This is a genomic window from Dysgonomonas sp. 37-18 (assembly GCF_001899125.1).
GTDB lineage: Bacteria > Bacteroidota > Bacteroidia > Bacteroidales > Dysgonomonadaceae > Dysgonomonas.
In genome coordinates this window covers 1-25,605 of record NZ_MKVC01000046.1, presented here as the reverse complement: position 1 = coordinate 25,605, position 25,605 = coordinate 1, and the positions used below count along the sequence as shown (strand labels likewise).

Genomic DNA, 25,605 nt, shown 5'->3' with positions numbered 1-25,605 from the left:
TTATATGAATAACAACGCACACGCAATTATCCTTATTTCATCGCCCGATCGTCCGGGACTGGTAGCCGCAGTTACCGACTTTATCAATATAAACGGTGGAAATATCATCAATTTGGAGCAGCATGTAGATAAACAGGAAAATACGTTCTTTATGCGTATAGAATGGGATCTCTCAAACTTCATTATTCCGAAGGAGAAAATAAGTGACTACTTCCAAACCCTATATGCGAACAAGTATAACATGACATTCAGGTTATACTTTAACGACCATACACCTCGTATGGCCGTTTTTGTTTCCAAAATGTCGCATTGCCTTTTTGATATACTGGCTCGCTACACAGCCGGAGAATGGAAAGTAGAGATACCTCTCATCATCAGCAATCACGAAGACCTACGCTGGGTAGCAGAACGCTTTGGAATTGAATATCATGTACTAAAGCTCAACAAAGACAATAAGGACGAAATAGAAGCAAAACAACTCGTTCTCTTAGAAGAAAAGAAGATCGACTTTATTGTTTTAGCTCGCTATATGCAGATACTGACCGATAAGTTTATTGAGTCATATCCAAACAAAATAATCAATATACATCATTCCTTTTTACCCGCCTTTGTAGGTGCAAGACCATATCATGCGGCTTACGAACGAGGAGTAAAAATAATAGGGGCTACAAGCCACTATGTAACAACCGAGCTTGATGCGGGGCCGATTATAGAACAGGATATTACACGTATCACTCACCGTGACAGCGTTGAGAATCTGGTACGCAAAGGTCAGGACTTAGAGAAAATTGTACTCTCTCATGCCATAGAAAGTCACCTGAAACGGCGCATATTGGTATATAAAAATAAGACTATCTTATTCTCATAAAGTACAAATATTCTGGCGTTTTATGTTATTTAATATACTATGGCTAGAAGATTTTAAACTATGTTTGGTTATATTTGTACTGCTTTAAGTTTAGTCCACTCAAAATCTATAAAAATATAATAATATTAATCTTAAATACGATCGTATGTTTAAAAATCATCCTAAAGGTTTATTAGCAGCATCATTATCAAATATGGGAGAACGTTTCGGCTTCTATATTATGATGGCTATATTAACTCTGTTCCTGATGTCGAAGTTCGGATTAAATGAAACAACCGCAACTGTAGTTTACTCTATATTCTATGGTTCTATCTATGGGCTAGCACTTGTTGGTGGTATCATTGCAGATAGAACAAAAAAATATAAAAGTACCATACAAATGGGGATCATCATTATGGCCATTGGCTATTTAATAATAGCCATACCAACCCCGACTCCTGTTTCAAATATGCCTTTATTTTTGGTTATAACGTGTTTGGGTCTCCTTGCTATTGCTTTTGGAAACGGCTTATTTAAAGGTAATTTACAAGCTCTAGTCGGTCAGATGTATGACAATCCAGAATATGGGAAAATGCGCGATTCAGGATTTTCATTGTTTTATATGTTTATTAATGTTGGAGCCATTTTTGCACCTGTTATAGCCGTAGGTATGAGAAACTGGTGGCTAAAAGCCCATGGATTCCTATATAATGGAGCTTTACCTGAACGTTGTCACGAATACTTAAATGGCAATATTGGATCAGATAAAATTGCTGATTTTGAAAAATTAGTTTCTAGTGCCACAGTAAATAATACTCTGCCTGCTGATTTAACAAGTTTCTCAAATGAGTACTTGAATGTTTTTACGACTGGATTTCACTATGCGTTTGGCGTAGCTATTTTAGCTATGTTAATCTCTCTTACTGTTTATATGATAAACAAAAAAAGATTTCCAGATCCAGCTCAGAAAAAAGAGGCTGCTAATACAGTTGAATCCATATCCGAAAAAGAAATGGATATAAAAGAAATTAAACAACGTCTATATGCATTGTTCGCTGTATTTGCTGTAGTTGTCTTCTTTTGGCTTTCATTCCATCAAAATGGCGCAACCCTCACCTACTTTGCAAAAGATTATATTAATTTAGAAAGTATTAGAATTGACCTTGGTATTTTCGTTCTTGAAGGAGCTGAATTATTTCAATCAATAAATCCTTTCTTCGTTGTATTCCTAACCCCGATTATACTTGCTGTATTTGGTTGGTTACGATCAAAAGGGAAGGAACCTTCAACTCCTAAAAAAATTGCGATAGGTATGGGTATTGCTGCTATAGCATACGCTGTTCTATTAATAGGAACCATAAGTATGCCCGAAGCTTCAGAAGTTAAAGCTATGGCTGGAGGATTGCCTGCAACAATGAAAATAACTCCATTATTGTTAATTGTTACATATCTTATTCTTACAATAGCTGAATTATTTATCAGTCCACTTGGAATCTCATTCGTATCGAAAGTCGCACCACCTAAATATCAGGGACTTATGCAAGGTTGTTGGCTTGGCGCAACAGCTCTAGCCAATTCATTCCTTTGGATCGGAGCTGTTTTATATACAAGTACTCCATTATGGTCTACATGGGCTGTATTTATCGCAGCATGTTTTGTCTCAATGATTATTATGTTTGCAATGCTGAAATGGCTTGAACGTATAACAAAGTAGGAATTATAAAATTATATATAAACAATCACCCCGGTCATATTGTATGATCGGGGTGATTTTATAATATATGAGAGTATTGTTTATTCTATTTCTTTTCCATCAATCTCAGGAGTAGTCTCAATCAAGTCTTTCTTATTCTCTTTCTTGCTTCGGAAAACAACAACCAGATAAATTATCGACAAGATAGAAGCAGCACACAACAAATATACGCCACTACCCGCTCCCGGCAGTTTGTAGAACAAGTTCAGAGAAACAATGAAAGCAAATATACTTGTTATTAGTAAAAGAACTCTTGCCGTTTTTTGTCTTAGCATAATCCAAAAACCAATTGTAATTACACTAAACAAAGGTACTAAATAGACCACATGAGTACTATATACCCACTCTTTATTCTTGGAAAAGAACTTAATAAAGTTGGTAGCCTTCGTTATCTTTTTTTGTAAATCGGGCACATCCCACCCTACAATTTTAACACCCCACTTATCGAGCCAGGGAAGAAAGAAAGCTATAATAAAAAGCAGAGCAAAAATAAGCTCAAACGACAAATACCTGTTTTTCTTTTCCATACGATTCTCTATAATTCAATTTCATCGGCTGAAATATAGCCATGTGTTATACAATAAAAGATAAGTCCAGAAACTGTTTTTATTCCGAGCTTAGCTGTTATATTTTTTCTGTGCGAAAGCACTGTGTTCAAACTTATATTTAATTTATCTGCCACCTCTTTATTTAAAAAGCCTAATGCAATAAGACGAAGGACATCCAGTTCTCTTTCAGATAGAGGCTGCCTCTTGTTATCACGCGTAATGCGGCCACTAACAAAAAGTTCTTGCAGGTCTTCAATTCCCGATTCGGACAATTCGTCAATCATTGGTTTCAGCACCTTTTCTCTTATGCGATTATGCTTCTCCAGATCTTTCTGAAAGCTGTCTATTGTAAATATAACAGCATAACACATATTCTCATTAAAATTACCCGATATATGCCTTATTATGATGCTCTTGAGATCGGTCAACAAGGCAAGAGGAGCATCTCCATTTACCATTCCCTGCTCTATCTGAACCATTAATTCCTCTTTAAATTCGGAAAACAGTCTACTGATGAGTTTCATTTGAGCATTGTTGGGGTCGCTCATACCGATGAAAGCTTTCAGATGCTTCTCAAAGTTGTATAACTGCCCATGAATCAGATATGCATCTGTCTGCTTCAAATACTTAATAACAAGCTGGATATCGAACTTCTGAAGCTTCTTTTGAGGAAAATAATCTTCGTTAAGAAAAGTATTCAGTATTACAAGAAAAAATTCTGTATTTACTCCAACCGAATCGCATATCTCGCCTATACTTTTATCACCAAGTCCGAGCTTGATTCCAAAACGATTAACAACAGGTATCAGCTGATGATTATCTTCTATTACTTCCGATAAAATGGATGATGATTCTAAAAAAAGCATAACTTTAGGTTTTCGTTTTTTCCGTAAGCAAAAGTACAGATTAATTCTGAAAACATATTTCTATTTTATACCAGTAATTTTATATTAAACCTATTATTACTCAATGCTTATAGATTTTAACAATAATCTGTTAAAAACAATCGATAGCAAATCTAGAGTTCTGTAATAAACAAATACGGAGGACAATTGTTTACATATTATATACAAAGATAAAGAACACTATATATGAAAAAGATTTTATTCACGTGTATAATGCTCTCAGGACTGATAATCAGCTCTGTAAACGCACAAAATATAAATAATAACAATCAAAAAACAAGAACTATGAAATTTGAATTACCAAAGTTGCCGTATGCAACAAATGCTCTAGAACCTGTAATTGGTCAACAAACAATTGAATTACATTATGGTAAACACCTTCAGACTTATATTACAAATCTGAACAATCTGATTCAAGGTACTAAGTTTGAAAATGCAGACCTAGAAACAATTGTAAAAGAAAGCGATGGAGCTATTTTTAACAATGCCGGCCAGACATTGAACCACAACATATATTTCCTTTCATTCAGTCCTAACGGTGGCGGCGAACCTAAAGGTAAACTTGCCGAAGCGATCAATGCTGAGTGGGGATCTTTCGAAAACTTCAAGAAAGAATTTGTAACAGCCGGTACAGGAGTATTTGGTTCAGGATGGGTATGGCTTGCAAAAGATAATGCAGGAAAACTACAAATAACAAAAGAACCTAATGCAGGAAATCCGATTACAAAAGGATTAACTCCACTATTGGGCTTTGATGTATGGGAACATGCATATTATCTAGACTATCAAAACCGTCGCGCAGACCATCTTGCTGAGCTTTGGAAGATTATCGACTGGAATGCAGTAGAAGCTCGCTATTAAGAAAAAAACAACTTTTAGATATTAAAAAAGCTCCTTATTACTAAGGAGCTTTTTTATATATTATAGTTTCAGATATTAATTGATATATTTTATTTTCTTCACAAATTTAGGAGTAACACTAAATCGTTTAGTGTAGCTCATCTGCATAGTTCCCGTATTTAAAGTCATTTTCAACAGCTTAGAATTAGCAACATATATCTGATTCACAACCACAGACAAACAAATAGACCAATCCTCCGCATTATACCCCATAGATATACGAGGAAATACGGATGGGGAGATTTCAACTTTTTTGAAAGAGCTCAGATTCTCGCTTCCTATATTCAAACCCACTGAGACGCCTCCCGATAAATAGAAGTTTTTACTGATTATCCAATTATAAACATATCCTCCACTAACACTCAATTGATAGTTTCTTAATCTCTTATATTGGTTTAGCTGTAATGTACTATCAGAGCGTACTTGATTGTAGTATATTCCTCCACCCAATTGCCAGCTTCCGGCAGATTTGAGTTGCTTTTCACTTTGGTTAAATGCTGCTTTATAAGAAAATTTCTTATTATTGAATACATACTGTCCAAACACTCCATATTGGATTATACTTATATCGGGATACAGAGTAAACACCTCATCATTTTGCTCAGTATAAAAACCTTTATATTGTTGAAAAAAAACATCAGCGATAAATTTTCGTCCATAATAGTGATATTGAAAATCAAATATCGCCGTCTTTCCCCGATCCTTATCGCGCATAAATCCAAACCCATATCCCCCACTTATAGAATAATTTTTGTACGTGATGCCTAGTCCCAAACTCACAGGACTATTGGGCATATAGGTTATTTCATTATTATCATCTATCTCATGAGTTAGTGAAGTATATTTATAATATACATGAGGTTTCAGAGACAGCTCATGTTCATACGGTTGAATGTATGTACTATCTACCTGAGCCCGGATTATAAAAGGAGTTAATAAAAATATTAGAAGAAATATAAATTTACAATACTTTAAAATTCTAGCAATAAGAAACATTTAACAAGTTTTATTCGGCAAATTACGTAATATAAACGATCCTACTACCTAAAAAGTATATAAGTTAATGTTTTTAGTTAATTATAAGAAAGGTGTAGATATTAAATCTCCGTATTCTAATAGGTAAATAGAAGAATACGGAGTCAAATTGAAAAGGTTGGAAAGTCCGACTATTATAGATATTCTTCTCAATTCTCACTTTGAATAATTATTTTTTTTGAATAAATTATTTTGATGAGTAAGGGTACTACTGCGATCTGTTAATACATAGTATAGAATACCTGAATTTCATTCTCCAGTTTTTTAATTACGCATAATATCTAAGAATGAAATAGATAAATAGATTTATATCATTATTTTTGTTCTTTTAGTCGTTATAAGTTTTAGTTCTTCTTTAAGACCTAATAAGAGTAACAGAGCTCAGAATAATTCTCATATCGGTATTTTTTCTTCTAGGACAAAGTTCCCAAATGAATCATAGTAAATACAAGTCTTATTTGCTGTATCTATTTCCCATTTATAAATACCTGTTTCTGCCGAATTCTCACAAAAAGTAAAGTAATTAGTCTTACCTTGTTGATGTGCTCTCAGATACTGCTTAAATTTTATAATATCAGTATCAGATATTATATGTAATTTTTCATACTCAGCCTCCGACAAAACTATGCGTCCATCATTGCTGATGTATTCGGCATGACCATCATTCACATAAATAGAATACCTTGATACCCCCATGGCAATAAGATCGCGGATATACTGAGGAAAATCAGCACCACTCTTAACTTTAGAATGAGCGTCTTCTATTTGACGGAGTGTAAACATGTTCACTATTTGATTCGATATTATAAACAAAATAATCAGATCAAATGTTCATTCAACCTAATATTTACGAATAGTTATAAGTATCTGAATATTTACACATTTTAGACAAATTGAATATTTTGATAAAATATTCAATAGATTGATAGAAAATTGAAAATATAATTTCAATTTTAAGATAAATAAAATATATAAAAGCTTACAAATTCTCTTTTTTATAGGGCTAATCTCCTTCAGCTTTATAAAAAAAATGGATGCCATTTATAATGGCATCCATTTTATCTATATTATATCTATACAATATTAATACACGTGTCCGTCGTCTTTCAAATCTTTGACATCGAATTTTTTCTTCTCTAAAGAGTTCCAAGCATAGATAATATATCCTAATACAAATGGAACAAATAAAGAAACTACACTCATCACAGTAAGGGTAAACTCACTCGATGAAGAATTTTCGATAGTCAGAGAACTCTGAAGATCTGTAGAAGATGGATAGTAAGCAGTATTGTTAAAGCCTGTAATAAGCAACAACATACACACTGTTAGCACTGTACCCACGCCACTAAACCAAATACCGGAATGATATTCCTTACTTAATAATGTTTTACCAATACCAAACAATACCAGCAGAACCCCAACAAGGAATACAACTCCTACGATTGGCATTTCTATCATGTTTAAGAAGTATTTGTATTGTACAAGCTCCACTACTTTCGTCACAGGATCTACAGCATAACCTTTTGCTAAAAACGTCCATATAACAAATGCAAGGAAGAACACGACAAAAGGAATTGCATTAAGTAATAAATATTTTCTGGAACGACTTACTAAAGTAGCATCTTGAAGACGGTTGATAAAGAACAAACAAGCCAATGTACGGGCAAGGAAAAACACTGTCAATCCTAGCAACCAGCAACGAGCGTCAGCAAGAGCCTCAAGTCCGTGCCATTCAGTACCCCAACGGCTGATAACAGGATTCAAAACATCTGTCATATTTCCTTTATTCACCGTGAAATCTGATCCTGTAAAGAATGTGGCTAATGCCGCACCTACAAGAAAAGTACCTAATAGTCCGTTGCAAAACAAGAACCATCTGTAAGTATTACGCCCAAACACATTGCCCGGTTTCGACTGAAATTCGTATGATACAGCCTGCAATACAAAGCAGAATAAAATAGCCATCCATACCCAATATGCACCACCAAAGCTGGTAGAGTAGAACAATGGAAAGGATGCAAACAATGCACCTCCAAATGTCACAAGGGTAGTAAATGTATATTCCCATTTACGGCCTAATGCATTTACCAATATCATGCGTTCCTTTTCGTCTTTAGCTAATGAGAAAAGCATCGACTGTCCACCCTGAACAAACAAGAGGAATGCAAATATCCCCCCGATCAGGCATATAAGGAACCACCAATAATGTTGTAAAAATGAATAATCCATAGTTATATCTTTTTTTAGTTAAAAAATCAAGTTTTAGTGTGAGCCTGCCGGTCCTTTTTTAATTTGGTTCAGCATAATACGTATCTCTGCAATAAGCAGTGCGGTAAACAATGCCAAAAACAAACAGAATGTTATCACTACAGATTGAGTAGATACCGCAGACACTGCAGCTTGTAGAGGAAGTACATCTTGTATAGCCCAAGGCTGACGCCCCACTTCGGCAACTAACCATCCCGCCTGACTTGCAACATATACCAATGGGATGGTCCAAAGACAAATCCACAAAAGCCACTTTTTCTGCTCAAGATCTTTTCTTCGATAAACAAAGAATGTCATAACCATGAACAATAGGATAAAATATCCACCCAGATAAACCATAATGTGGAAACTCCAATATACGGTTTTAGATAAGTTAGGAACTAACTGCTCGGGGCTATCAAGATAGCCATACCCGAAGTAAGCAAAGTTAGCTTTCAATGTTTCTTTATATTGTGTTGCCGAAGCATCATCTCCGTCTTTTTTAGCCTTCTTATAGTCTGCCAATGCCTGTATAGCAGCTTTACCTTTAGATTGCATTTCGGCAAAAGACAAGGCAGTTGTTCCATCCGGTTTTGGATACCCCCCATCTATGATATCTTTAATACCCGGCACGTATGCCTCCGTATCATAGAATGCGATTAGAGAGAGTGCACCCGGAAGTTTAATTGGAGGAAATAAGAACGCATCTTCTCCGTCATTGAATGATTTTTTAGAAGGATTCGGAATACCAAAAAGTACCAATCCTTCGTTTGTGCCCCCTTCATAGAGACCTTCCATTACAGCCAGTTTCATCGGTTGTTTTTCTGCTACTTGTACAGCCGAACCGTGACCTGTATAAATAGTAAGTAACGATGCTATCAATCCGAAAACTGTAGCAACCTTCATACTTTGTTGAGCAAACTCTGTGTCCCTTTTCTTAAGCATATACCATGCTGCTATACCCATCACAAATACAGCTCCCAAGATCCAGCTGGAAAGGACTGTATGGAAAAATTTGTTTATAGCTACCGGCGACAAGGCTACAGCCCAGAAGTCAACCATTTCGTTACGAGTTGTGTCCGGATTAAATTCCATGCCAACAGGAAATTGCATCCAAGCATTAGCCACCAATATCCATACAGCAGACAGGGTTGCACCTGTAATAGTTAACCAAGTGGCAGCCAAGTGCACCTTCTTGCTTACACGTTTCCATCCAAAGAACATGATGGAAATAAATGTTGCCTCCATAAAGAATGCAACAATAGCTTCAATAGCCAATGGCGCACCAAAAATATCTCCTACAAACCAGCTGTAGTTTGACCAGTTGGTACCAAACTGAAATTCCATGATAATCCCTGTAGCAACTCCGATAGCAAAGTTGATACCAAAAATAGTCATCCAAAATTTCGCAGTTTTTTTCCACTCTTCATTGCCTGTACGCACATACATTGTCTCCATGATTGCCATAATGACCCCCAGACCCAATGTCAAAGGAACAAACAACCAGTGATACATTGCTGTCATAGCAAACTGACCTCTAGACCAGTCTATTAACGATGCATTTAGTAGTTCCATAAATAATAATTTTATATTAGTAAATATATGAGGATTTTATTTTACTCGTTTATTGTCGATATCTTGATCAACGTTTCACTTACACAATCAGCCTTACCTTATTTATAAGTTAGCTTGCCAAAAAGTTAGGAAAAATTGAATTCAGATATCTGCTCTATTATGTCTGTTTATTTTTTTAAAATTGAAACTCTTTATATTCTAGTCCGAAGTTTTGAGCAACGGCCTTATATACAACGTCTCCTTTTACAATATTCAATCCTTTGCGTAGATCTTTATGCTCACGGCATGCTGCCTCCCAGCCCATATTAGCCAGATTTAATGCATACGGCAAAGTAGCATTAGTCAAAGCTAACGTTGAAGTCATCGGAACAGCTCCCGGTATATTGGCAACACAGTAATGCACTACATCATCAATAACAAACACAGGATCTAAATGCGTTGTTGGTTTTGATGTCTCAAAACAGCCTCCTTGGTCGATAGCCACATCCACCATAACGGTTCCCGGCTGCATATCTTTAAGCATCGCTCTAGATATTACCTGAGGAGCCTTATCGCCAGCAATAAGCACAGCACCCACTATAAGGTCAGCATCCTTTATCAGCTCTTTTATTGTATGCGTATCAGAATATCTTGTTGTAACATTGGCCGGCATAATATCGCTCAAATAGCGAAGACGCGGAAGACTCTTATCCAGAATGGTTACTTTTGCACCTATTCCGGCAGCTATTTTAGCCGACTGGGCTCCAACAATACCACCACCTATTACAATTACGTGCGCAGGTTTCACACCCGGAACACCACCAAGCAAGACGCCTTTTCCCAGATGCGGCTTTTCAAGGAAACGAGCTCCTTCTTGAATAGCCATACGTCCGGCCACTTCACTCATCGGTATAAGTAGCGGTAAGGAGCGGTCGGGCAATTCAACGGTCTCGTATGCTATACAGATAGCTTTGCTCTTTATCATAGCTTCTGTTAGCTCAAGACTAGATGCAAAATGGAAATACGTAAACACTATTTGATTCTCGCGGATAAGATGATATTCTTGCGGGATAGGTTCCTTAACCTTCACAATCATATCCGAAATGGCATAAATTTCTTCTGCCGTAGTTAATATTTTAGCACCGGAAGCTGTGTAATCAGTATCATTGATTCCGCTGCCAAGTCCGGCTCCGGCTTCTATATATACCTCATGTCCACAGACAACCAACTCATGCACACCTGCCGGCGTAACGGCAACGCGATTTTCAAATGCTTTCAGCTCTTTAGGAATACCAATTTTCATTTCTCTTGCTTTTTGTATTTATTTATAAAATACCTGATTTAAGCTTCTCCAATAGGACCGTTTATCGGTGGTAAAAAACCTGCCGAATTATCAACTTGTATGGATCCATTTTGAGATTCAAATCGGTTAATGTTTTCATTCAGAGCATACAACAGACGTTTAGCATGTTCAGGGGTAATTACTATTCTCGATTGTACTTTGGCTTTGGGCATACCGGGCAAAATACGTACAAAATCGATAACAAATTCTGATGACGAATGGGCTATAATAGCCAGATTAGAATATATGCCTTGTGCAATATCATCTGGCAGTTCTATTTGAATTTGATTGTTCTGATCGTTGTTCTCCATAATTTAATTAGATTGTTTTTTTAGTCTATAACCCTTCATATACAAAGGAAAATAAATATCATAAAATAACAAAATATAACATCAACATTTTTATAATATAAATACTCTCTTTTGTGCCCATTAAGAGGCCTTCAGCTTATTATTATCTTTTTCTTCGTTATCAAGTGTTAACAGAACCTTTTCTTTCTTTTTTCTCTTACGTAAAACAATTATTTGAGAAACAGTACCGACAAAACCTAATCCCAACATTACGAATTGCATTGTCTGATTACTTTTAAACACAACTAATGTAGTAAGGATTATCATAGTCCACATGATACTAATAGATATAATCAACCCTTTTGTACTAAAGCCATTATTGACGCGCCTTATATATGGTCCTGTGATCTTATGATCTAACAATTTCTGATGAAGACGAGGCGAGCTCTTAGCAAATAAGACGCCGGTAAGAAGGATAAATGGTGTGGTTGGAAGTCCCGGAGTTACTATTCCCAATAGTCCAAGGCCTAATGAGATTAAGCCTAATATTATAAATAAATACTTTTTCATTTCCTATTATTGCGTATCGGTTCAGATATTGTATCCAAGCCAAAAACAAAGAAAAGAAAAAAGTATGAATAAATAAAATATAATTGGCTTTATTAGTCTAGTGAAAATCGTTTAACAGGATGGAAATAATCTGAACTTATCAAAAAAAATTGAAGATAAAATACATTTTTTGCTGACTCTTAGTATTATCAAAAAAGAGAATAAAATTGAAATGAGAACTTCGGTATAACTTAATTTTACTACTTTTGCATTTCAAAAAAATAAGTAATGCAAAAACATGATCTTTGTTGCATTGGGCATATTACTTTAGATAAAGTAGTTACACCCAAAAGCACAGTGCATATGCCCGGCGGTACGGCTTTTTATTTTTCACACGCTATTCGTCATTTTACCGATATAAATTATACATTGGTAGCATCGCTGGCTCAGTCAGAAATGTCTGTAGTGGACGATTTACGTTCAAAAGACGTAGATGTGCATGTAGTACCGAGTAAGCACTCTGTCTATTTTGAAAACATCTATGAAGAGAATCAGAATAACCGAACTCAACGAGTGTTGGCAAAAGCTGATCCTTTTTCTGTTGATGCACTAAAAGATATAGATGCCAACATATTCCTTTTAGGTGCTTTACTTGCCGATGATTTCTCATTGGAGCTGGTAGAATATCTTTCTAAAAAAGGCTTGATAGCGATAGACTCTCAAGGGTATTTAAGAGAGGTGAGAGACCAAAATGTCTACCCTATAGACTGGGCTAATAAAGAAGAGATACTAAAACATGTTCATGTTCTGAAAGTGAATGACCTGGAAATGGAAGTTCTTACAGGCATGAAAGACATTAAACAGGCATCAAAACAGCTTCACGCTTGGGGAGTAAAAGAAGTTTTGGTTACTTTAGGCAGTCTGGGATCTGTTATCTATGATGGAAACAACTTCTATAAAATACCTGCTTATAAGCCGAAAGATATAGTGGACGCAACAGGATGTGGCGATACTTACGTTACAGGCTACTTATATCAGAGAGCTAAAGGAGCAACAATAGAAGATGCCGGAAAGTTTGCGGCAGCTATGGCGACCATAAAAATAGAAGGATCGGGCCCTTTCAACGGAACAAAAGAAGATGTTGAAGATCGGATTAAGAATGCCGAACAGATTATACCTGAATTTTAATTATTCTGAATTTATAATACATAAAAAAGGCTTTTAGATAACAACTAAAAGCCTTTTTCTATTTATAAGACCGAATTATCTATTTTCTTAAATTCTTCACGAACGATACTGCCGCTATTATCAGTAATCCAACTACACTCATAATAAGATATGCCCATTTGGGTCCGTAAGCATCGGATACAGAACCTACAAGCAATGGAGAGATAAATGGACCAACGAAACTAATACTCGACATGATAGTTAACGCCGTTCCCACCGGAGTTTTAGCCTTATCTCCTACAATACTGTAGATAGTAGGCACAACACAAGAAATCCCTAAACCGATGAGCATAAACCCTATAGACGTAATAATTACTTTGGTGATTAAAGCGTCGGAATATCCGATGAAAAGGGAGGAAATAATAAATCCTGCAAAAATAAGTGCCCCTGCTATTTGCAATACGGTCTTTTTCTGCCAAATAGTATATGCAAAGTTAGTGAGCATACGCCCCGCAAACATCATCACCATAAATACAAGAAATCCAACTTGCAATGATTCCGGTGCCTTGATCACAGACTGAAAATACACATCGCTCCATTCAAACATTGTATTTTCAACGATAAGAGCCAATAACCATACCAATCCAAGCTGTATGAGAAGCGACTCAGGAAGATGCAATTTGCCTGTTTTCGCTTTGGAACCTTGTGCAACATTTAAATTCTCTTCCTTTTCAACAGCTTTAGCAGGTTCTTGAAGATATTTGTAATTAAGCATAACAATAGCTATAGCAAGCAAAGTCATACCTAGAAAATGATAGAAAGTAATAACATTCAGATTGATCATCGAATAACCAATAATAGCTCCGATACACGCAGATAAGCTCCAACTCGCATGAAATGTAGCAATTATGGGCTTTCCGTAAATACGTTCAACTTCAATAGCCTGCGTATTCAACGAAATATCAGTCATATTCCAAAATATACCGAATAAGAACAATGTTATCCCTAATCCTGTAATTCCGGGTACAATACTAACCAAAAACAAGGACAGCGCATATCCGATAATGCTAATTAAAACAGTTTTTTTGCTACCTAAACGAGGAAGCAGAAAACCAACTGCAGGAATAGCGATAAACTTTCCCATCGGAAGCAGAAACATTAATAGTCCGTAATGTAGATAACTTTCGACATTAAAATCTTTCTTTATATCCGGAAGGCGGCTAGCCCAACTGGCAAAGCATAATCCTTGAGCAATAAAAATAGATAAAACAGCATATCTAATTCTTTGTTTCGAATATGCCGGTTGTATTTCTGAAGTCATTTCTTAGATATTTTTTTTAACGATGCAAAGATAAAAGTCTTTGATGAAGATTAAGCATTATGTTTAAACAAATATTTATTATAATCAGTATGTAGAACAAATATCTATCAATATTTCGTATTTTTGCATAATTAGTTATTATACATTCAAATATAAAAGACATATTTTATGAAAAAACATCTATTCACGGGATTTTTGCTATGTTTTTCTCTTGCTGTTTCTTCTCAAAGTATCACCGAGAAAGAATTACAGGAAATACAGTCTAGCTTTAAAGAAGACCCCGCTACTAAGGCTATCCAAAACGTTCTGACATCAAATGCCAACATTACTGCAAATGCGTTAAACAACAGCCTTCAAGGGAAAATAGACCATTACTTTAAATATCGGGTAAATGTTAAAGGTATCACTGATCAAAAAAGTTCGGGACGATGCTGGATGTTTACGTCCATGAATGTATTGCGCCCTTCCATCATCGAAAAATACAATCTGAGTGAATTTGACTTCTCTCACAATTATCTATATTTCTGGGATATATTTGAAAAATCAAATTTATTTTTAGAAAATATAATCGCAACAAGCAAAGATTCTTTCGATGATCGCACCGTAGAATATCTCTTCAAGTCACCTGTAAGTGATGGTGGGGTTTGGAATCTATATTACAATCTTGGACCAAAATATGGTGTTGTACCTCAAGAAGTAATGCCGGAAACAGCACACTCGAATAACACGAGACAGATGATTAACCTTGTAAACGAAAAACTGCGTCGAGGAGGATATAATCTTCGTGAACAAGCAGCTTCAGGAAAAAAGATACAGGAGTTAAGAAACGAAAAAGCAACTATACTGAAAGATGTATACCGAATTCTGGTTCTTTGCCTTGGCGAGCCCCCAAAACAGTTTACATGGAGATATAAGGATAAAAACGGAAGCGTAAAAGAACTCAGCAGCTATACGCCTCAACAGTTTTATAAAGAGATTACACCGGAAGATTATTCTCCGAGCAACTATATAATGATAATGAATGATCCTACACGCGAATATTACAAGTTGTATGAGATCCAGAATTATAAAAACACAATAGAAGGTATAAACTGGATATATCTGAACTTGCCAAATGAAGATATTAAGAAAGCAGCATTAGCCTCTATAAAAAGCAATGAGCCGATGTACGCTTCATGCGATGTTGGCAAACAAATGAATAGAGAATCAGGTATATTAGATCCCGAAATGTATGATTATGAATCATTGCTGGGTGTAAACTTGTCGATGGACAAAAAAGCGCGCATTTTAACCCGTCAAAGTGGATCCACGCATGCCATGACTCTTGTTGGATGTGATACGGATATGAGCGATCAGCCTATTAAATGGGAGTTTGAAAATAGTTGGGGTGCAGCATCAGGAAACAAGGGATACTTAACCTTTACAGATAAATGGTTTAGCGAGTATATGTTTCGTATAGTGGTACATAAGAAGTATTTGGATGCTAAGGCTCAAAGTTGTTTGACTCAAAAACCGATACAGTTACCAATGTGGGATTATATGAACTAGCCCTTTTGTTAAATTATTTATAATAATCTTGTTCTTAGTTATTTGGAAACAAGTATCTATGGGAACTAGGCTATTTTAAATGTTAAAATATTAAAGAGATCGGCATGTATGGTTAGCAAAATTTATAAAAAATATGTTTTATAATATGTTTTTTTTTTTGGCGAGGACTCATAAATGTAGTTCCTTTGTAATGATAACCAAACAATCTTTATTTACCTTAAAGCCTAATACCTAATTAACTCAAACATACGAGGAGGTTTCATTCAGAAGCCTCCTCGTATGTCGTTTTAGGCCTTTTGGAATTTCACTGCAGTCCAATTGTCTTTTTGTGTATTGTGACAGAATGTTAACCCATGTTTTTTGCATTCTTCGGTTATAACGGGGATATCATCAATATAGAATCCGCTCATATACAAGCATCCACCGTTATTTAAAACAGATGCATAAGCATGAATATCATTCAGCAGGATATTTCGATTAATATTGGCTAATATAACATCAAAAGCCATATCCGCGAGCAGGTCTGCCCCTCCTATCCTAACCGTAATATTATCTATGCCATTCAATTTTATATTCTCCATCGCATTGTCGTATGCCCACTGATCAATATCTATTGCTTCAATCGGTCCGGCTCCACGCATTGAGGCTAAGATAGCCAGGATAGCTGTCCCGGTACCCATATCAAGCAAAGATCTTCCGGTGAAGTCTTCTTTCAATATTTCTCTTATCATCAGCTCGGTAGTTTGATGATGACCGGTTCCAAATGCCATTTTAGGATCTATATATATGTTATAGTCATATATCGCCGGAGCATTATGAAAGGTGCTTTGTATTATACATTTATCATCGATAATCAAAGGCTGAAAATAGTTTTTTTCCCATTCTTCGTTCCAATTTTTCTCTTCAATCTCCTTATAGGTATAAGTTATCTTTGCTTCGTAAGGAAAATTTTCTAAAATTTCGTTCAATTGAGCCTCATCAAACAAATCGCTTTGAATGTATGCCGTAGTCCCCAGTTCGTTCTCAACAAAGCTCTCGAAGCCTATATCAGCAATAGTTGCAGATAGAATACTGTTAACTATCTCGTCGTTGGGAGAGCACGTAAAAGTTACTTCTGTATATTTCATATTAATATTAATTTGCGTTGTTGCAAAAGTAGTGTTTTATAATGAAGTCGTCTTTGCTTTTTAAATTTAGTTTTACACAGCGACAAATAATCTTTCTGTGATTTTAAATAAAATAAAAAGCACTTACTATTCACTTAGAATACAGCGCAATACACAAATATACACATTCTGTATATTTTTCGTCATATTATCTTAACAAAACATTAATAATGTGAAGATTATATTTTCAAATCTTTTCATTTTACTTTGTGAGAAATTATAAACTGTGAGTATGAAACGATATTTTTCTATTTTCTTTCTATTTTCTATACTTTGTAGTGCCACCTCTTATGCTCAGGATTCTTTAGCCTTTAAGCCATCGGGGAAGGTTATTGCTCGAAGCTTTCTTGATTTTAGTAAAGGCTTTGGTGATGATGATAAGTCAGGGTTTGATATCACAAGAGCTCTCCTTGGATATAATTATAAATTCACACGTACGTTACAGGCTCAAGTCGTTATTGATGGCGCTGCAGGAAAAACATCTTCCGATGGACTCGAAGTATATCTACGAAATGCTTTTGTAAACTGGAGTGATAAAGGCTTTAGTGTTAATGCCGGATTAATTGGGCTAATGGGCTTTAGCGTACAAGAAACATACTGGATGCACCGTTATGTGATGAAATCATTTCAGGACTTAAACAAAATGGGACCAAGTGTAGATATGGGAGTAACGGCAGAATATGCGTTCAATCCGTATATATCGGCAGATTTAGGGATCACTAACGGAGAAGGATATAAGAAGATCAAAAAGGATAATAGTATGAAATATGCTGCCGGGCTGAGCCTTCATCCTACAAAAAATACGATACTCCGCATATACGGAGATGTTTATAATGAAAGTGAAAACTTGAGAGATGCTTTACCCGAAGGAGTTACAGATGTAAACTTTAAAGATCAATATACAATGGCTGTGTTAGCAGGATACAAAGACAAAAATATTTCTGCCGGTGCTGAATACAACCGCGTTTTTAACAAAGGATTTGTTGAGAAGAAAGATTATTTCGGGTATTCTGTCTATACATCAATCGCACTGGCTCCTAAATGGAGAACATTTGCTCGTTACGATCTTGTAGACTCTTCGGCTCCGAATAGTTTTAATACAGAATGGAATAGTCTTGATGGTCAGTTGATGATGATCGGAGTAGAATTTCAACCGGTAAAGCAATTGAAAATTGCTCCTAACTTTAGAAATCTGAATCCTGATCATTCAAAATCACAAAGATATTTATTTGTAAGTGTAGAGTTTAATTTGTAATATCTGCTTATTCTTTTCTATATTTAATATTAACTTAGCATACATGAATTATCCATGTATGCTTTTTTATTACCTATTGATTACATAACGAATACGATATAATGGTAAAAATTGCGATTCGGTTTCTTGCTATAGCATTAGCTTTTTATATAATATTTTGCGGTGCTTTCTACTTTTACCAAGAAAGGTTCTTGTTCTATCCTGATAAGTTAGGCAAAGATTATAAATTCAATTTTAAAGAAAATTTTGAGGGGCTATATATACAAACAGACGATGGATTAAAGCTGAATGGACTACTTTTCAGAGCACATGAATCTAAAGGGTTAATTTTCTATCTGCATGGCAACGCCGGAGCTTTAGATTCATGGGGAAGTGTGGCTTCTCTTTATACAGAGTTAGGATACGATGTATTTTTATTGGATTATAGAGGTTTTGGCAAAAGTGAAGGAGAAATTCGTAGTCAGAGAAGATTATTCGAAGATGTACAAACGGCCTATAATAAAATGAAAGAATTGTATGATGAAGATAACATTATTGTATTAGGCTATTCGATAGGTACATGCCCCGCAACTTGGCTGGCATCAGTCAATAATCCTCACTTATTAATCCTACAAGCTCCGTACTATTCTATGACTGATATCATTCATGGTATCTGCCCCGTCATCCCTCGCTTTTTGGTAAAATATAAATTAGAGACATATAAATATATTACTAATTGTAAAATGCCCATTGTTATTTTTCATGGAGACGCAGACATGGTTATAAATTATAAGAATTCGATAATGCTTAGCTCCTTGTTCAAAAAAGAAGATTCGTTAGTCATATTAACGAATGAAGGACATAATGGTATAACATATAATGAACAATATAAAGAGAAAATCTCCAAAATATTATATTCATATAATATTTTGGAGATTTGAATTAAAAAGGTATGCCATAAGAAATTACTATTTCCCATCCGTATTGGACTTCCATATAATTTTATTCCCAGTATCGAGTACAAGATTTCCATTATTTTCTATCCGAAGATTTAACGATGAATCATATGAAATTCGATCTCCAATATAAAGAGGTACTGATAGAGGTCTACTGATAGAACTCAGTTTAAAATCTAAATTTATTTGAAACCTAACAATTGATATAGATACTGCTGTGACATTATTATAACCAGTTTCAATTGACCAAAGAATAGTATTGTTATTCTTTCTTAGAATTAGATCTCCTGTATTTTCAAGGGTCAGGGAATATACTCCATTCTCAGATGTTCTAGATTCACCTACTTTTATATGATCTTTCCCATAGAATAGTGCATTCTTTGCCGTTTTTATGGGATATTGCTGGGATATGAACTCAATATCTTTTTGGGATAGTACATTATTTATGCCAACAGAGTAATTATTTAAAGTATGACTTGAAGGTATATCATAGTGCATAATTGAATATTTATCATATGTACTATAATTTGTCTGCGTAGTCGTAAATTTATTAAAAATGTTGCGATCAACAGTAGCTTTATTCCATCCTTGCTGTGCATAATATGCATATACAACGCCTTTATTCCATTGAATATTATTTATTGGATGTAAATGTTCATGAACTAAACCTAATGCATGTCCAAATTCATGAAGAACTACACGTCTAAACTCTTCTTCAGAAGTACTTTCATCAAGCCATCCAAAGTTCATACTCGGCTGATCCTGAAGTATTGTTTTGCTGTCAGTCCCATGATAAGACCATGATGTCTTATCTCCATTCCATTTAAAAGCCACTTTGATATCAGCATTTCCTCTAGGATTTTTCCTAAATTCAAGATTAATAAGTTTCCCCCATTCCAATACATATTTCATAACCTTATCTTCAAGAGAAGGACTACCATTTAAAAACTTTATAGTAATAATACTTTCATCTTCCCATTTCTTCGTTTTTAGAATCGCTGCTTTTTGATTTGAAGGAAAATCATTACCTTCATAAAAGTCAGCGGTACAAACATAAATATTTTCACTTTTTCGAGCATTATAATTTTCTGATTCTGATAGCTGATCTATATTTTCTTGACTACAGGAAAATAAAAAAAAAGGCACACAATAAGAATAAAAATATTTTTTTCATGATAATGAGTTTTTAAGTTTGTAATATTTCGGTTTAACATTAAATTAATATAATGTATATTAATCTTTTGCAATTTAAAATTGAAGAATCTAGTAGAGTGTTTTGTAAATGCTGTGAAATTCTAAAAGATATATCTACAATATTTATTTAATAAACTTTACTCAAAGCTAATGATAATATACCAATAAAAAAACTGTGTGTCATACTTAAGATAATATCCACCTCTTTTCATCAGCTTTTTGTAATACATCTTTCAGCCTGGACGACATACGACAATAAACGTTTTAGATTACTTAAAGCATTAAATATAGGATTTAATTACTAAATTTGCATCTTATAAAATGAAAATTATTAAGGATAACTTTCTCTGAAAAAGATAAGTAAAATGAGAGTAAATAAAGTCTACCTCTGTTTTATTATATGTTTGTTTATATTTTCTACATCTGTAAATGCACAGAATACAGGTCTTGTAAGGCAACAGAAAGATAGTATTTTGAAAGATATAACAAATATAGACAGGCAACTCAAGAAGATTTCAACACGAGATACAACCAAAGGATTTTCGGCTCCGTTAAGAATCGACTCTGCTTATGCAAAAGGATTAAATGCGAGTAATCTGCAACCTTTAAGAGATGAAAAAGGACTGCTTATTCTAAAAAATGATTGGATGCCATTTGATGATCATGTATCATTTAGAGATACGGTGATTTTTGATCCGGTATTCTTACCTGTTGTTTTTGATGGAAAGATATTACCATCAGATATGGACTTCTTATCAAAAAAATCAGAAAATGATACTACAAGCGAGTTTCATTTGATATCTCCGGATAGTACATTTGCCCCTAAACTTGCACGGATTAAGGAGATAGAGGCTGAAAGAAGACAATACTACATGAATAACCCACAAAGGGTTAAATTGAATGCGTTTCATTTTAAAGACATTCCTCTCTTAAAGGAGACTATAGTCGAGAAAAAGAGTATATTCCAAGATTTACTTACAACTGATGATCCGATAGGCATCAATAAACCGGAAGTAGAGAAAATACGAATAAAACCGGTGTATTGGATCAGAACAGGAGAACATTCATTGCAGATAAATCAGAATGAGCTTTCAGACAATTGGTACAATGGAGGGAATAGCAACTTTAGCATAATTAATTATCACAAGCTGAATGTAAAGTATAAGAAAAACAAGACTAGTTTTGAAAACACTTTCGAATGGCGTTTAAATGTTCAGAGAACACCTGCCGACAAATTCCATAAAATTAGTATCATTGAAGATTATGTAAGAAACAGTAGTCTTTTTGGAATAACTGCATTTAAAAAATGGTCATACAATGTCAACTTAAAGGTAGAAACACCAATATTCAGAGGTTATCCTGTAAACAGTGAATCAAGAGTAAGATCTTTATTTTCTCCTTTAGTTGTCAATTCGGGTATTGGTATGCGATACACTACAGAAAACATATCACCTAAAGATAAATACAAGCGATTAAACTTGTCGTTAGAACTATCTCCAGCCTCTATTAACTACACTTTAGTAGCTGATACAATGGTGGACAAGTCGAGATATGGAGTAGATGAAGGGAAGAAAAGTAAACTGGATTTAGGGTCTACTGTTAAGGCAGATATATCATACTCATTTAACCGATATAACAAATTCACAAGTCGAATTATGTATTTTACAAACTATGAGAAAATACTATTTGAATGTGAAAATAAATACACAATGAACCTAAATAGATTTTTATCAACTTCTATTTATTTCTACTTGCGCTATGACGATGGTGTACCTCCGACTAAAAAAGGAGATTGGGGATATTTTCAATATAATGAGATGGTAGGTTTTGGACTTACTTATACGTGGTAATATATTTCTTTTTTAACATCCTTGTAATCAATAAGTAACTTACAAGTATAGAAATAATTTATTTATTTACCCATTTTTATTTGGAATGTTATGATTATTTCTATACTTTTGCACTCACAAGATCGCGGGGTGGAGCAGTGGTAGCTCGCCAGGCTCATAACCTGGAGGTCATCGGTTCGAATCCGGTCTCCGCAACTAAAATAAGCGGAAACTGTTTTATGCAAACAGTTTCCTTTCTTTTTATATAACACTAGCGGGTCAGTAGCGGGTCAGTATGTTTTAATTAGATTTTGTAAAATATCTATAAGACATGAAACCTGACAATATAAAATCAACAACAGATATCGATGCTATAAAAAAATATACTGTCCCTTCACTAGTTGAAGGTGTAGACTGGTATATAAAGTTTTATGCATACGATCCGGCACAACAGAAGATGCGCCGAAAAAAAATCAAACTAAACCACATTGAAAAAATAGGGCAAAGACGACGTTACGCAGACGGCCTGATGAAACGGCTAATACAAAAACTCGAAGATGGATGGAACCCGTGGATAGAATCGGAAAACGAAAAAGCATATCATACCTTTACTGATACATGCAATCATTATCGAAAAATCATTCTTAAATACTTAAACGATGGAGTACTCAGAGAAGATACTTACAGAGACTATATATCGAAGCTGAAGAATATAGAAGAGTGGAATAAATTGAGAAAAACACCGATCGTTTACATTTATCAGTTCGACAGGGCGTTTATCTCTGATTTTTTGGAAGAAATATATATAGGTAGAAAGAACTCGGTACAGACAAGAAACAACTACCTTGCTTTTATACGTATATTCAGTTCCTTTCTGACAGAACATCAATACGTGAAAGTAAAACCGTCGGAAGGCGTAGCATCTATCAGCAAACGCAATCAGAAGAAGATAAGGACAACAATACCCGATAAGGATATAAAGAGGCTATATGAGTATCTGAAAACCGAAAATATATATTTTCTACTGGCATGCTATATCATACATTACACGTTTGTAAGAAGAAAAGAAATGAGTTTTATCAAGATATCGGACATATCGATACAAAAGCAAACCTTATATATAAAGCCGGAACATTCGAAAAACGGTAAAGGCGGTACTGTAACTATTCCCGAAAGAGTGATACATCTTATGTTAGACCTGAAGATATTCAATTATCCGGGACACTATTATCTGTTTTCGGATAAATTTATGCCGGGTAATAAGCATAAACACGAAAAACAATTTACCGACTACTGGGCGAACACAGTAAGAAAGAAAATAGGTTTTCCGGCAAGTTATCAGTTCTATTCTCTAAAAGATACAGGCATCACAAGTATGCTGCGACAATACGATGTTCTAACGGTAAGAGACCAGGCACGGCACTCTACAATAGATATGACAGACAAATATACACCGCATGACATACAAGAAGCAAACAAAATAATAGCTAAGCATGAAGGTATATTATAAAACAATCGCCCGACTTTCACAAGCAAGGCGATTCAAATAACCTAAATTCTAATACCATGAAAAACATCTATATTCTAAAAACTAATTTTCTGAAGAATGAAAATATTTTACTTCTGTATTTTATAATCAAACTCACGGCTAAAGCAACTAATACTAGCGCACCGAAACCGAGTGCAATATAAAACCATTCTACGCCCTGAACAGGACGACTATCTGAGCTCGATTGTATCTTTTCTTTAAGATCTTTTTTTGATTCGGTAACGGCGGTACTATCGTTCTTTATTTCTGTTACGGTATTCTCAGATGATCGTCCTCGGCTATCAACCAACTCAGTAGATCCAGAACCCCACCATTCTTCTTGTATAGATCGTATTGTTCCATCGGGTCGGTATGCGGTAGTGCGGATAAATCGGACTTCATTCGATACCTTAGTTCTCGATTCCTGGTATTCTGTATCCACGGTAGAACTGTCTTTGCGATCAATCGATTTTGAAGTCTCTGTTTTCGATCCTTCCTGTATTGTGCGATCAACATTCCGATTAGAACGGCAAGCAAGAAAACACAAAATAAAAAATACAATAACATAATATTTCATGAGATATATTTAAAATCATTCAATCTATTCAGCCATCCTTTGATAAATTCTTTTTGTGATGGCTTCGCAGCTACAATATCTTCGAAGTGTTGTTTTCGTCTGAGCCAAAGTTTTTTAAACAACTCTGACTGATCCGGATAGTTGTTGATGGCCTCCAATGTCTTAGTACCTACAACTCCATCATCCGTAACCCTCAGTATTCTTTGAGGATATTTTATTCCCCATGCACCCGAAGCCCACACCCAATCCACAAGGATATTTGCTATGGATTGGTTGTTTATCTTATCAGCTTTCCATCTACCCCAATAGTGAGGCTTTAGTACTCGATTTACAACATCCTCTCTTGTGAGTAGCTTGAGATCGTCTACATCGATATCACCGTCGCCGTCTTTGTCATATCCCACTTTTCGCCAGGTGCCAATCGTAACACCCATATTTGTTGCGCCGCCAAAATCAGCAGGATCATCGACGAAACCACCCTCCCATTTGAAAATAAAAGGAATTAATTTATTTATATCAGCCATTATCGTCCTCCTTTTCTTCTACTTCTATGATATCTGCTTTCTTTCCAAAGAATTTAAAGACATTTACTTTTACCTTTTTGCCTTTAGTTGCAAAATAGTTTACATAGATACTTTCAAGCTCAACTCCATAAATAACAAGTAAGATAATAAGAGGCATTAGATCAATCCCGAAAGGTTGTCCGAATGCCTGCCCGAAAGTATAGGCAAGTATTATCCAAAGGCAATAGTTTGTTATCTTATCGAGTGTACGCCTTACAGCTCTCGATCGCTTAACTATTTCGTTGCGATATTTAGCTGCCGATATACCAAACTTCAAATCTGCCATTGTCAAAAGAAAAGCCAATACTAGAAGCCATTTCGCCCAAATAAAGAACTCAAGCAATCCAATTAAGAATCCGTCTGTATAATTGTTATCCATAATATTTTTTATTAATTATTATGCCAGTATTCCGGCATCCTTTAACTTTTGTATCAAATCTTCCGTTCTGTCACGCATACCCTTAATATATGCAGCGTCATAGGCTACAGGGGCTGTAGCTGAAGGCTGTGCTGCCGTCAATGAGGCCGATTTTTTAACAAGCCCTAAATTCG

The 25,605-nt window shown here is 35.1% G+C and carries 24 protein-coding genes and 1 tRNA gene; 10 read left to right on the top strand and 15 right to left on the bottom strand.

Features of this window, described 5'->3' with window-relative positions; all coding sequences use genetic code 11:
* The first annotated feature begins 4 nt into the window (after positions 1-4).
* Both purU and BGO84_RS17030 read left to right on the top strand, forming a co-directional pair.
* Positions 5-868, top strand: coding sequence for a formyltetrahydrofolate deformylase (gene purU, locus BGO84_RS17035; RefSeq protein ID WP_135105258.1), 864 nt, complete (start codon positions 5-7; stop codon positions 866-868).
* A 145-nt stretch (positions 869-1,013) separates the two neighbouring features.
* Positions 1,014-2,561 carry a peptide MFS transporter gene (locus tag BGO84_RS17030; RefSeq protein ID WP_291031007.1) on the top strand — a complete coding sequence of 516 codons (1,548 nt, stop codon included), beginning with the start codon at positions 1,014-1,016 and terminating at the stop codon, positions 2,559-2,561.
* An 80-nt stretch (positions 2,562-2,641) separates the two neighbouring features.
* Here the strand turns inward: BGO84_RS17030 and BGO84_RS17025 are convergent, their stop codons facing one another.
* Positions 2,642-3,127: a hypothetical protein gene (locus BGO84_RS17025; RefSeq protein ID WP_291031005.1), complete on the bottom strand. Its 486-nt coding sequence runs from the start codon at positions 3,125-3,127 to the stop codon at positions 2,642-2,644.
* An 8-nt stretch (positions 3,128-3,135) separates the two neighbouring features.
* Entirely contained in the window at positions 3,136-4,014 is an 879-nt protein-coding gene (locus BGO84_RS17020) for a LuxR family transcriptional regulator (RefSeq protein ID WP_291031002.1), read from the bottom strand.
* 324 nt (positions 4,015-4,338) lie between these two features.
* Between BGO84_RS17020 and BGO84_RS17015 the strand changes: the two genes are divergently transcribed.
* Positions 4,339-4,914: a superoxide dismutase gene (locus BGO84_RS17015; protein ID WP_185091201.1), complete on the top strand. Its 576-nt coding sequence runs from the start codon at positions 4,339-4,341 to the stop codon at positions 4,912-4,914.
* Between the two features lie 75 nt (positions 4,915-4,989).
* Here BGO84_RS17015 and BGO84_RS17010 read toward each other — a convergent pair whose 3' ends face one another.
* The 7 genes from BGO84_RS17010 to BGO84_RS16980 form a co-directional block, all read right to left on the bottom strand.
* The gene (locus tag BGO84_RS17010; RefSeq protein ID WP_291031000.1) at positions 4,990-5,949 is read right to left on the bottom strand and encodes a DUF4421 domain-containing protein; all 960 of its coding nucleotides are present in this window, start codon (positions 5,947-5,949) and stop codon (positions 4,990-4,992) included.
* A 432-nt stretch (positions 5,950-6,381) separates the two neighbouring features.
* The gene (locus tag BGO84_RS17005) at positions 6,382-6,771 is read right to left on the bottom strand and encodes a DUF1398 family protein (RefSeq protein WP_291030998.1); all 390 of its coding nucleotides are present in this window, start codon (positions 6,769-6,771) and stop codon (positions 6,382-6,384) included.
* 300 nt (positions 6,772-7,071) lie between these two features.
* Complete coding sequence (locus tag BGO84_RS17000) at positions 7,072-8,217, bottom strand: cytochrome d ubiquinol oxidase subunit II (protein ID WP_291030996.1); 1,146 nt, start codon at positions 8,215-8,217, stop codon at positions 7,072-7,074.
* Positions 8,218-8,250: 33 nt separating this feature from the next.
* Positions 8,251-9,810 carry a cytochrome ubiquinol oxidase subunit I gene (locus BGO84_RS16995; protein WP_291030994.1) on the bottom strand — a complete coding sequence of 520 codons (1,560 nt, stop codon included), beginning with the start codon at positions 9,808-9,810 and terminating at the stop codon, positions 8,251-8,253.
* A 175-nt stretch (positions 9,811-9,985) separates the two neighbouring features.
* Entirely contained in the window at positions 9,986-11,092 is a 1,107-nt protein-coding gene (gene ald / locus BGO84_RS16990; RefSeq protein WP_291030992.1) for an alanine dehydrogenase, read from the bottom strand.
* A 38-nt stretch (positions 11,093-11,130) separates the two neighbouring features.
* A complete protein-coding gene (locus tag BGO84_RS16985; RefSeq protein WP_006842800.1) occupies positions 11,131-11,442 on the bottom strand; it encodes a DUF3467 domain-containing protein in 312 nt (103 codons plus the stop codon).
* A gap of 120 nt (positions 11,443-11,562) precedes the next feature.
* A complete protein-coding gene (locus BGO84_RS16980; RefSeq protein WP_283687115.1) occupies positions 11,563-11,991 on the bottom strand; it encodes a YbaN family protein in 429 nt (142 codons plus the stop codon).
* A gap of 267 nt (positions 11,992-12,258) precedes the next feature.
* Here BGO84_RS16980 and BGO84_RS16975 point away from each other — a divergent pair, with 267 nt between their 5' ends.
* Positions 12,259-13,158, top strand: coding sequence for a PfkB family carbohydrate kinase (locus tag BGO84_RS16975; protein WP_291030990.1), 900 nt, complete (start codon positions 12,259-12,261; stop codon positions 13,156-13,158).
* Between the two features lie 79 nt (positions 13,159-13,237).
* Here BGO84_RS16975 and BGO84_RS16970 read toward each other — a convergent pair whose 3' ends face one another.
* Positions 13,238-14,458 carry an MFS transporter gene (locus tag BGO84_RS16970; protein WP_283687118.1) on the bottom strand — a complete coding sequence of 407 codons (1,221 nt, stop codon included), beginning with the start codon at positions 14,456-14,458 and terminating at the stop codon, positions 13,238-13,240.
* Positions 14,459-14,626: 168 nt separating this feature from the next.
* Here BGO84_RS16970 and BGO84_RS16965 point away from each other — a divergent pair, with 168 nt between their 5' ends.
* A complete protein-coding gene (locus BGO84_RS16965; RefSeq protein WP_291030988.1) occupies positions 14,627-16,006 on the top strand; it encodes a C1 family peptidase in 1,380 nt (459 codons plus the stop codon).
* A gap of 287 nt (positions 16,007-16,293) precedes the next feature.
* Here BGO84_RS16965 and prmA read toward each other — a convergent pair whose 3' ends face one another.
* Positions 16,294-17,133, bottom strand: coding sequence for a 50S ribosomal protein L11 methyltransferase (gene prmA / locus BGO84_RS16960; protein ID WP_291030986.1), 840 nt, complete (start codon positions 17,131-17,133; stop codon positions 16,294-16,296).
* Positions 17,134-17,404: 271 nt separating this feature from the next.
* Between prmA and BGO84_RS16955 the strand changes: the two genes are divergently transcribed.
* Together BGO84_RS16955 and BGO84_RS16950 are read left to right on the top strand one after the other, a co-directional pair.
* Positions 17,405-18,427 (top strand): outer membrane beta-barrel protein, encoded by a 1,023-nt coding sequence (locus BGO84_RS16955; RefSeq protein ID WP_291030984.1) that lies wholly within the window; start codon positions 17,405-17,407, stop codon positions 18,425-18,427.
* A 101-nt stretch (positions 18,428-18,528) separates the two neighbouring features.
* Positions 18,529-19,347, top strand: coding sequence for an alpha/beta hydrolase (locus BGO84_RS16950; RefSeq protein ID WP_291030982.1), 819 nt, complete (start codon positions 18,529-18,531; stop codon positions 19,345-19,347).
* A 27-nt stretch (positions 19,348-19,374) separates the two neighbouring features.
* Here BGO84_RS16950 and BGO84_RS16945 read toward each other — a convergent pair whose 3' ends face one another.
* A complete protein-coding gene (locus BGO84_RS16945; protein WP_291030980.1) occupies positions 19,375-20,508 on the bottom strand; it encodes a matrixin family metalloprotease in 1,134 nt (377 codons plus the stop codon).
* 413 nt (positions 20,509-20,921) lie between these two features.
* Between BGO84_RS16945 and BGO84_RS16940 the strand changes: the two genes are divergently transcribed.
* From BGO84_RS16940 to BGO84_RS16930, 3 genes are all read left to right on the top strand, one after another.
* A complete protein-coding gene (locus BGO84_RS16940) occupies positions 20,922-22,406 on the top strand; it encodes a DUF3078 domain-containing protein (protein ID WP_291030979.1) in 1,485 nt (494 codons plus the stop codon).
* A 123-nt stretch (positions 22,407-22,529) separates the two neighbouring features.
* Positions 22,530-22,601, top strand: a tRNA-Met gene (locus tag BGO84_RS16935).
* Between the two features lie 115 nt (positions 22,602-22,716).
* Positions 22,717-23,895, top strand: a complete 1,179-nt coding sequence (locus BGO84_RS16930) for a site-specific integrase (RefSeq protein WP_291030977.1) — start codon at positions 22,717-22,719, stop codon at positions 23,893-23,895.
* A 67-nt stretch (positions 23,896-23,962) separates the two neighbouring features.
* On the opposite strand, the gene BGO84_RS16925 is transcribed toward BGO84_RS16930, so the two are convergent.
* From BGO84_RS16925 to BGO84_RS16915, 3 genes are read right to left on the bottom strand one after another with little or no spacing between them, the layout of a single operon-like run.
* Complete coding sequence (locus tag BGO84_RS16925; protein ID WP_291030975.1) at positions 23,963-24,490, bottom strand: hypothetical protein; 528 nt, start codon at positions 24,488-24,490, stop codon at positions 23,963-23,965.
* Positions 24,487-25,014 (bottom strand): glycosyl hydrolase 108 family protein, encoded by a 528-nt coding sequence (locus tag BGO84_RS16920; protein ID WP_291030973.1) that lies wholly within the window; start codon positions 25,012-25,014, stop codon positions 24,487-24,489. The genes BGO84_RS16925 and BGO84_RS16920 overlap by 4 nt, the downstream gene beginning before the upstream one ends.
* Positions 25,007-25,432 (bottom strand): phage holin family protein, encoded by a 426-nt coding sequence (locus BGO84_RS16915; RefSeq protein ID WP_291030971.1) that lies wholly within the window; start codon positions 25,430-25,432, stop codon positions 25,007-25,009. The genes BGO84_RS16920 and BGO84_RS16915 overlap by 8 nt, the downstream gene beginning before the upstream one ends.
* Positions 25,433-25,605 lie beyond the last annotated feature (173 nt).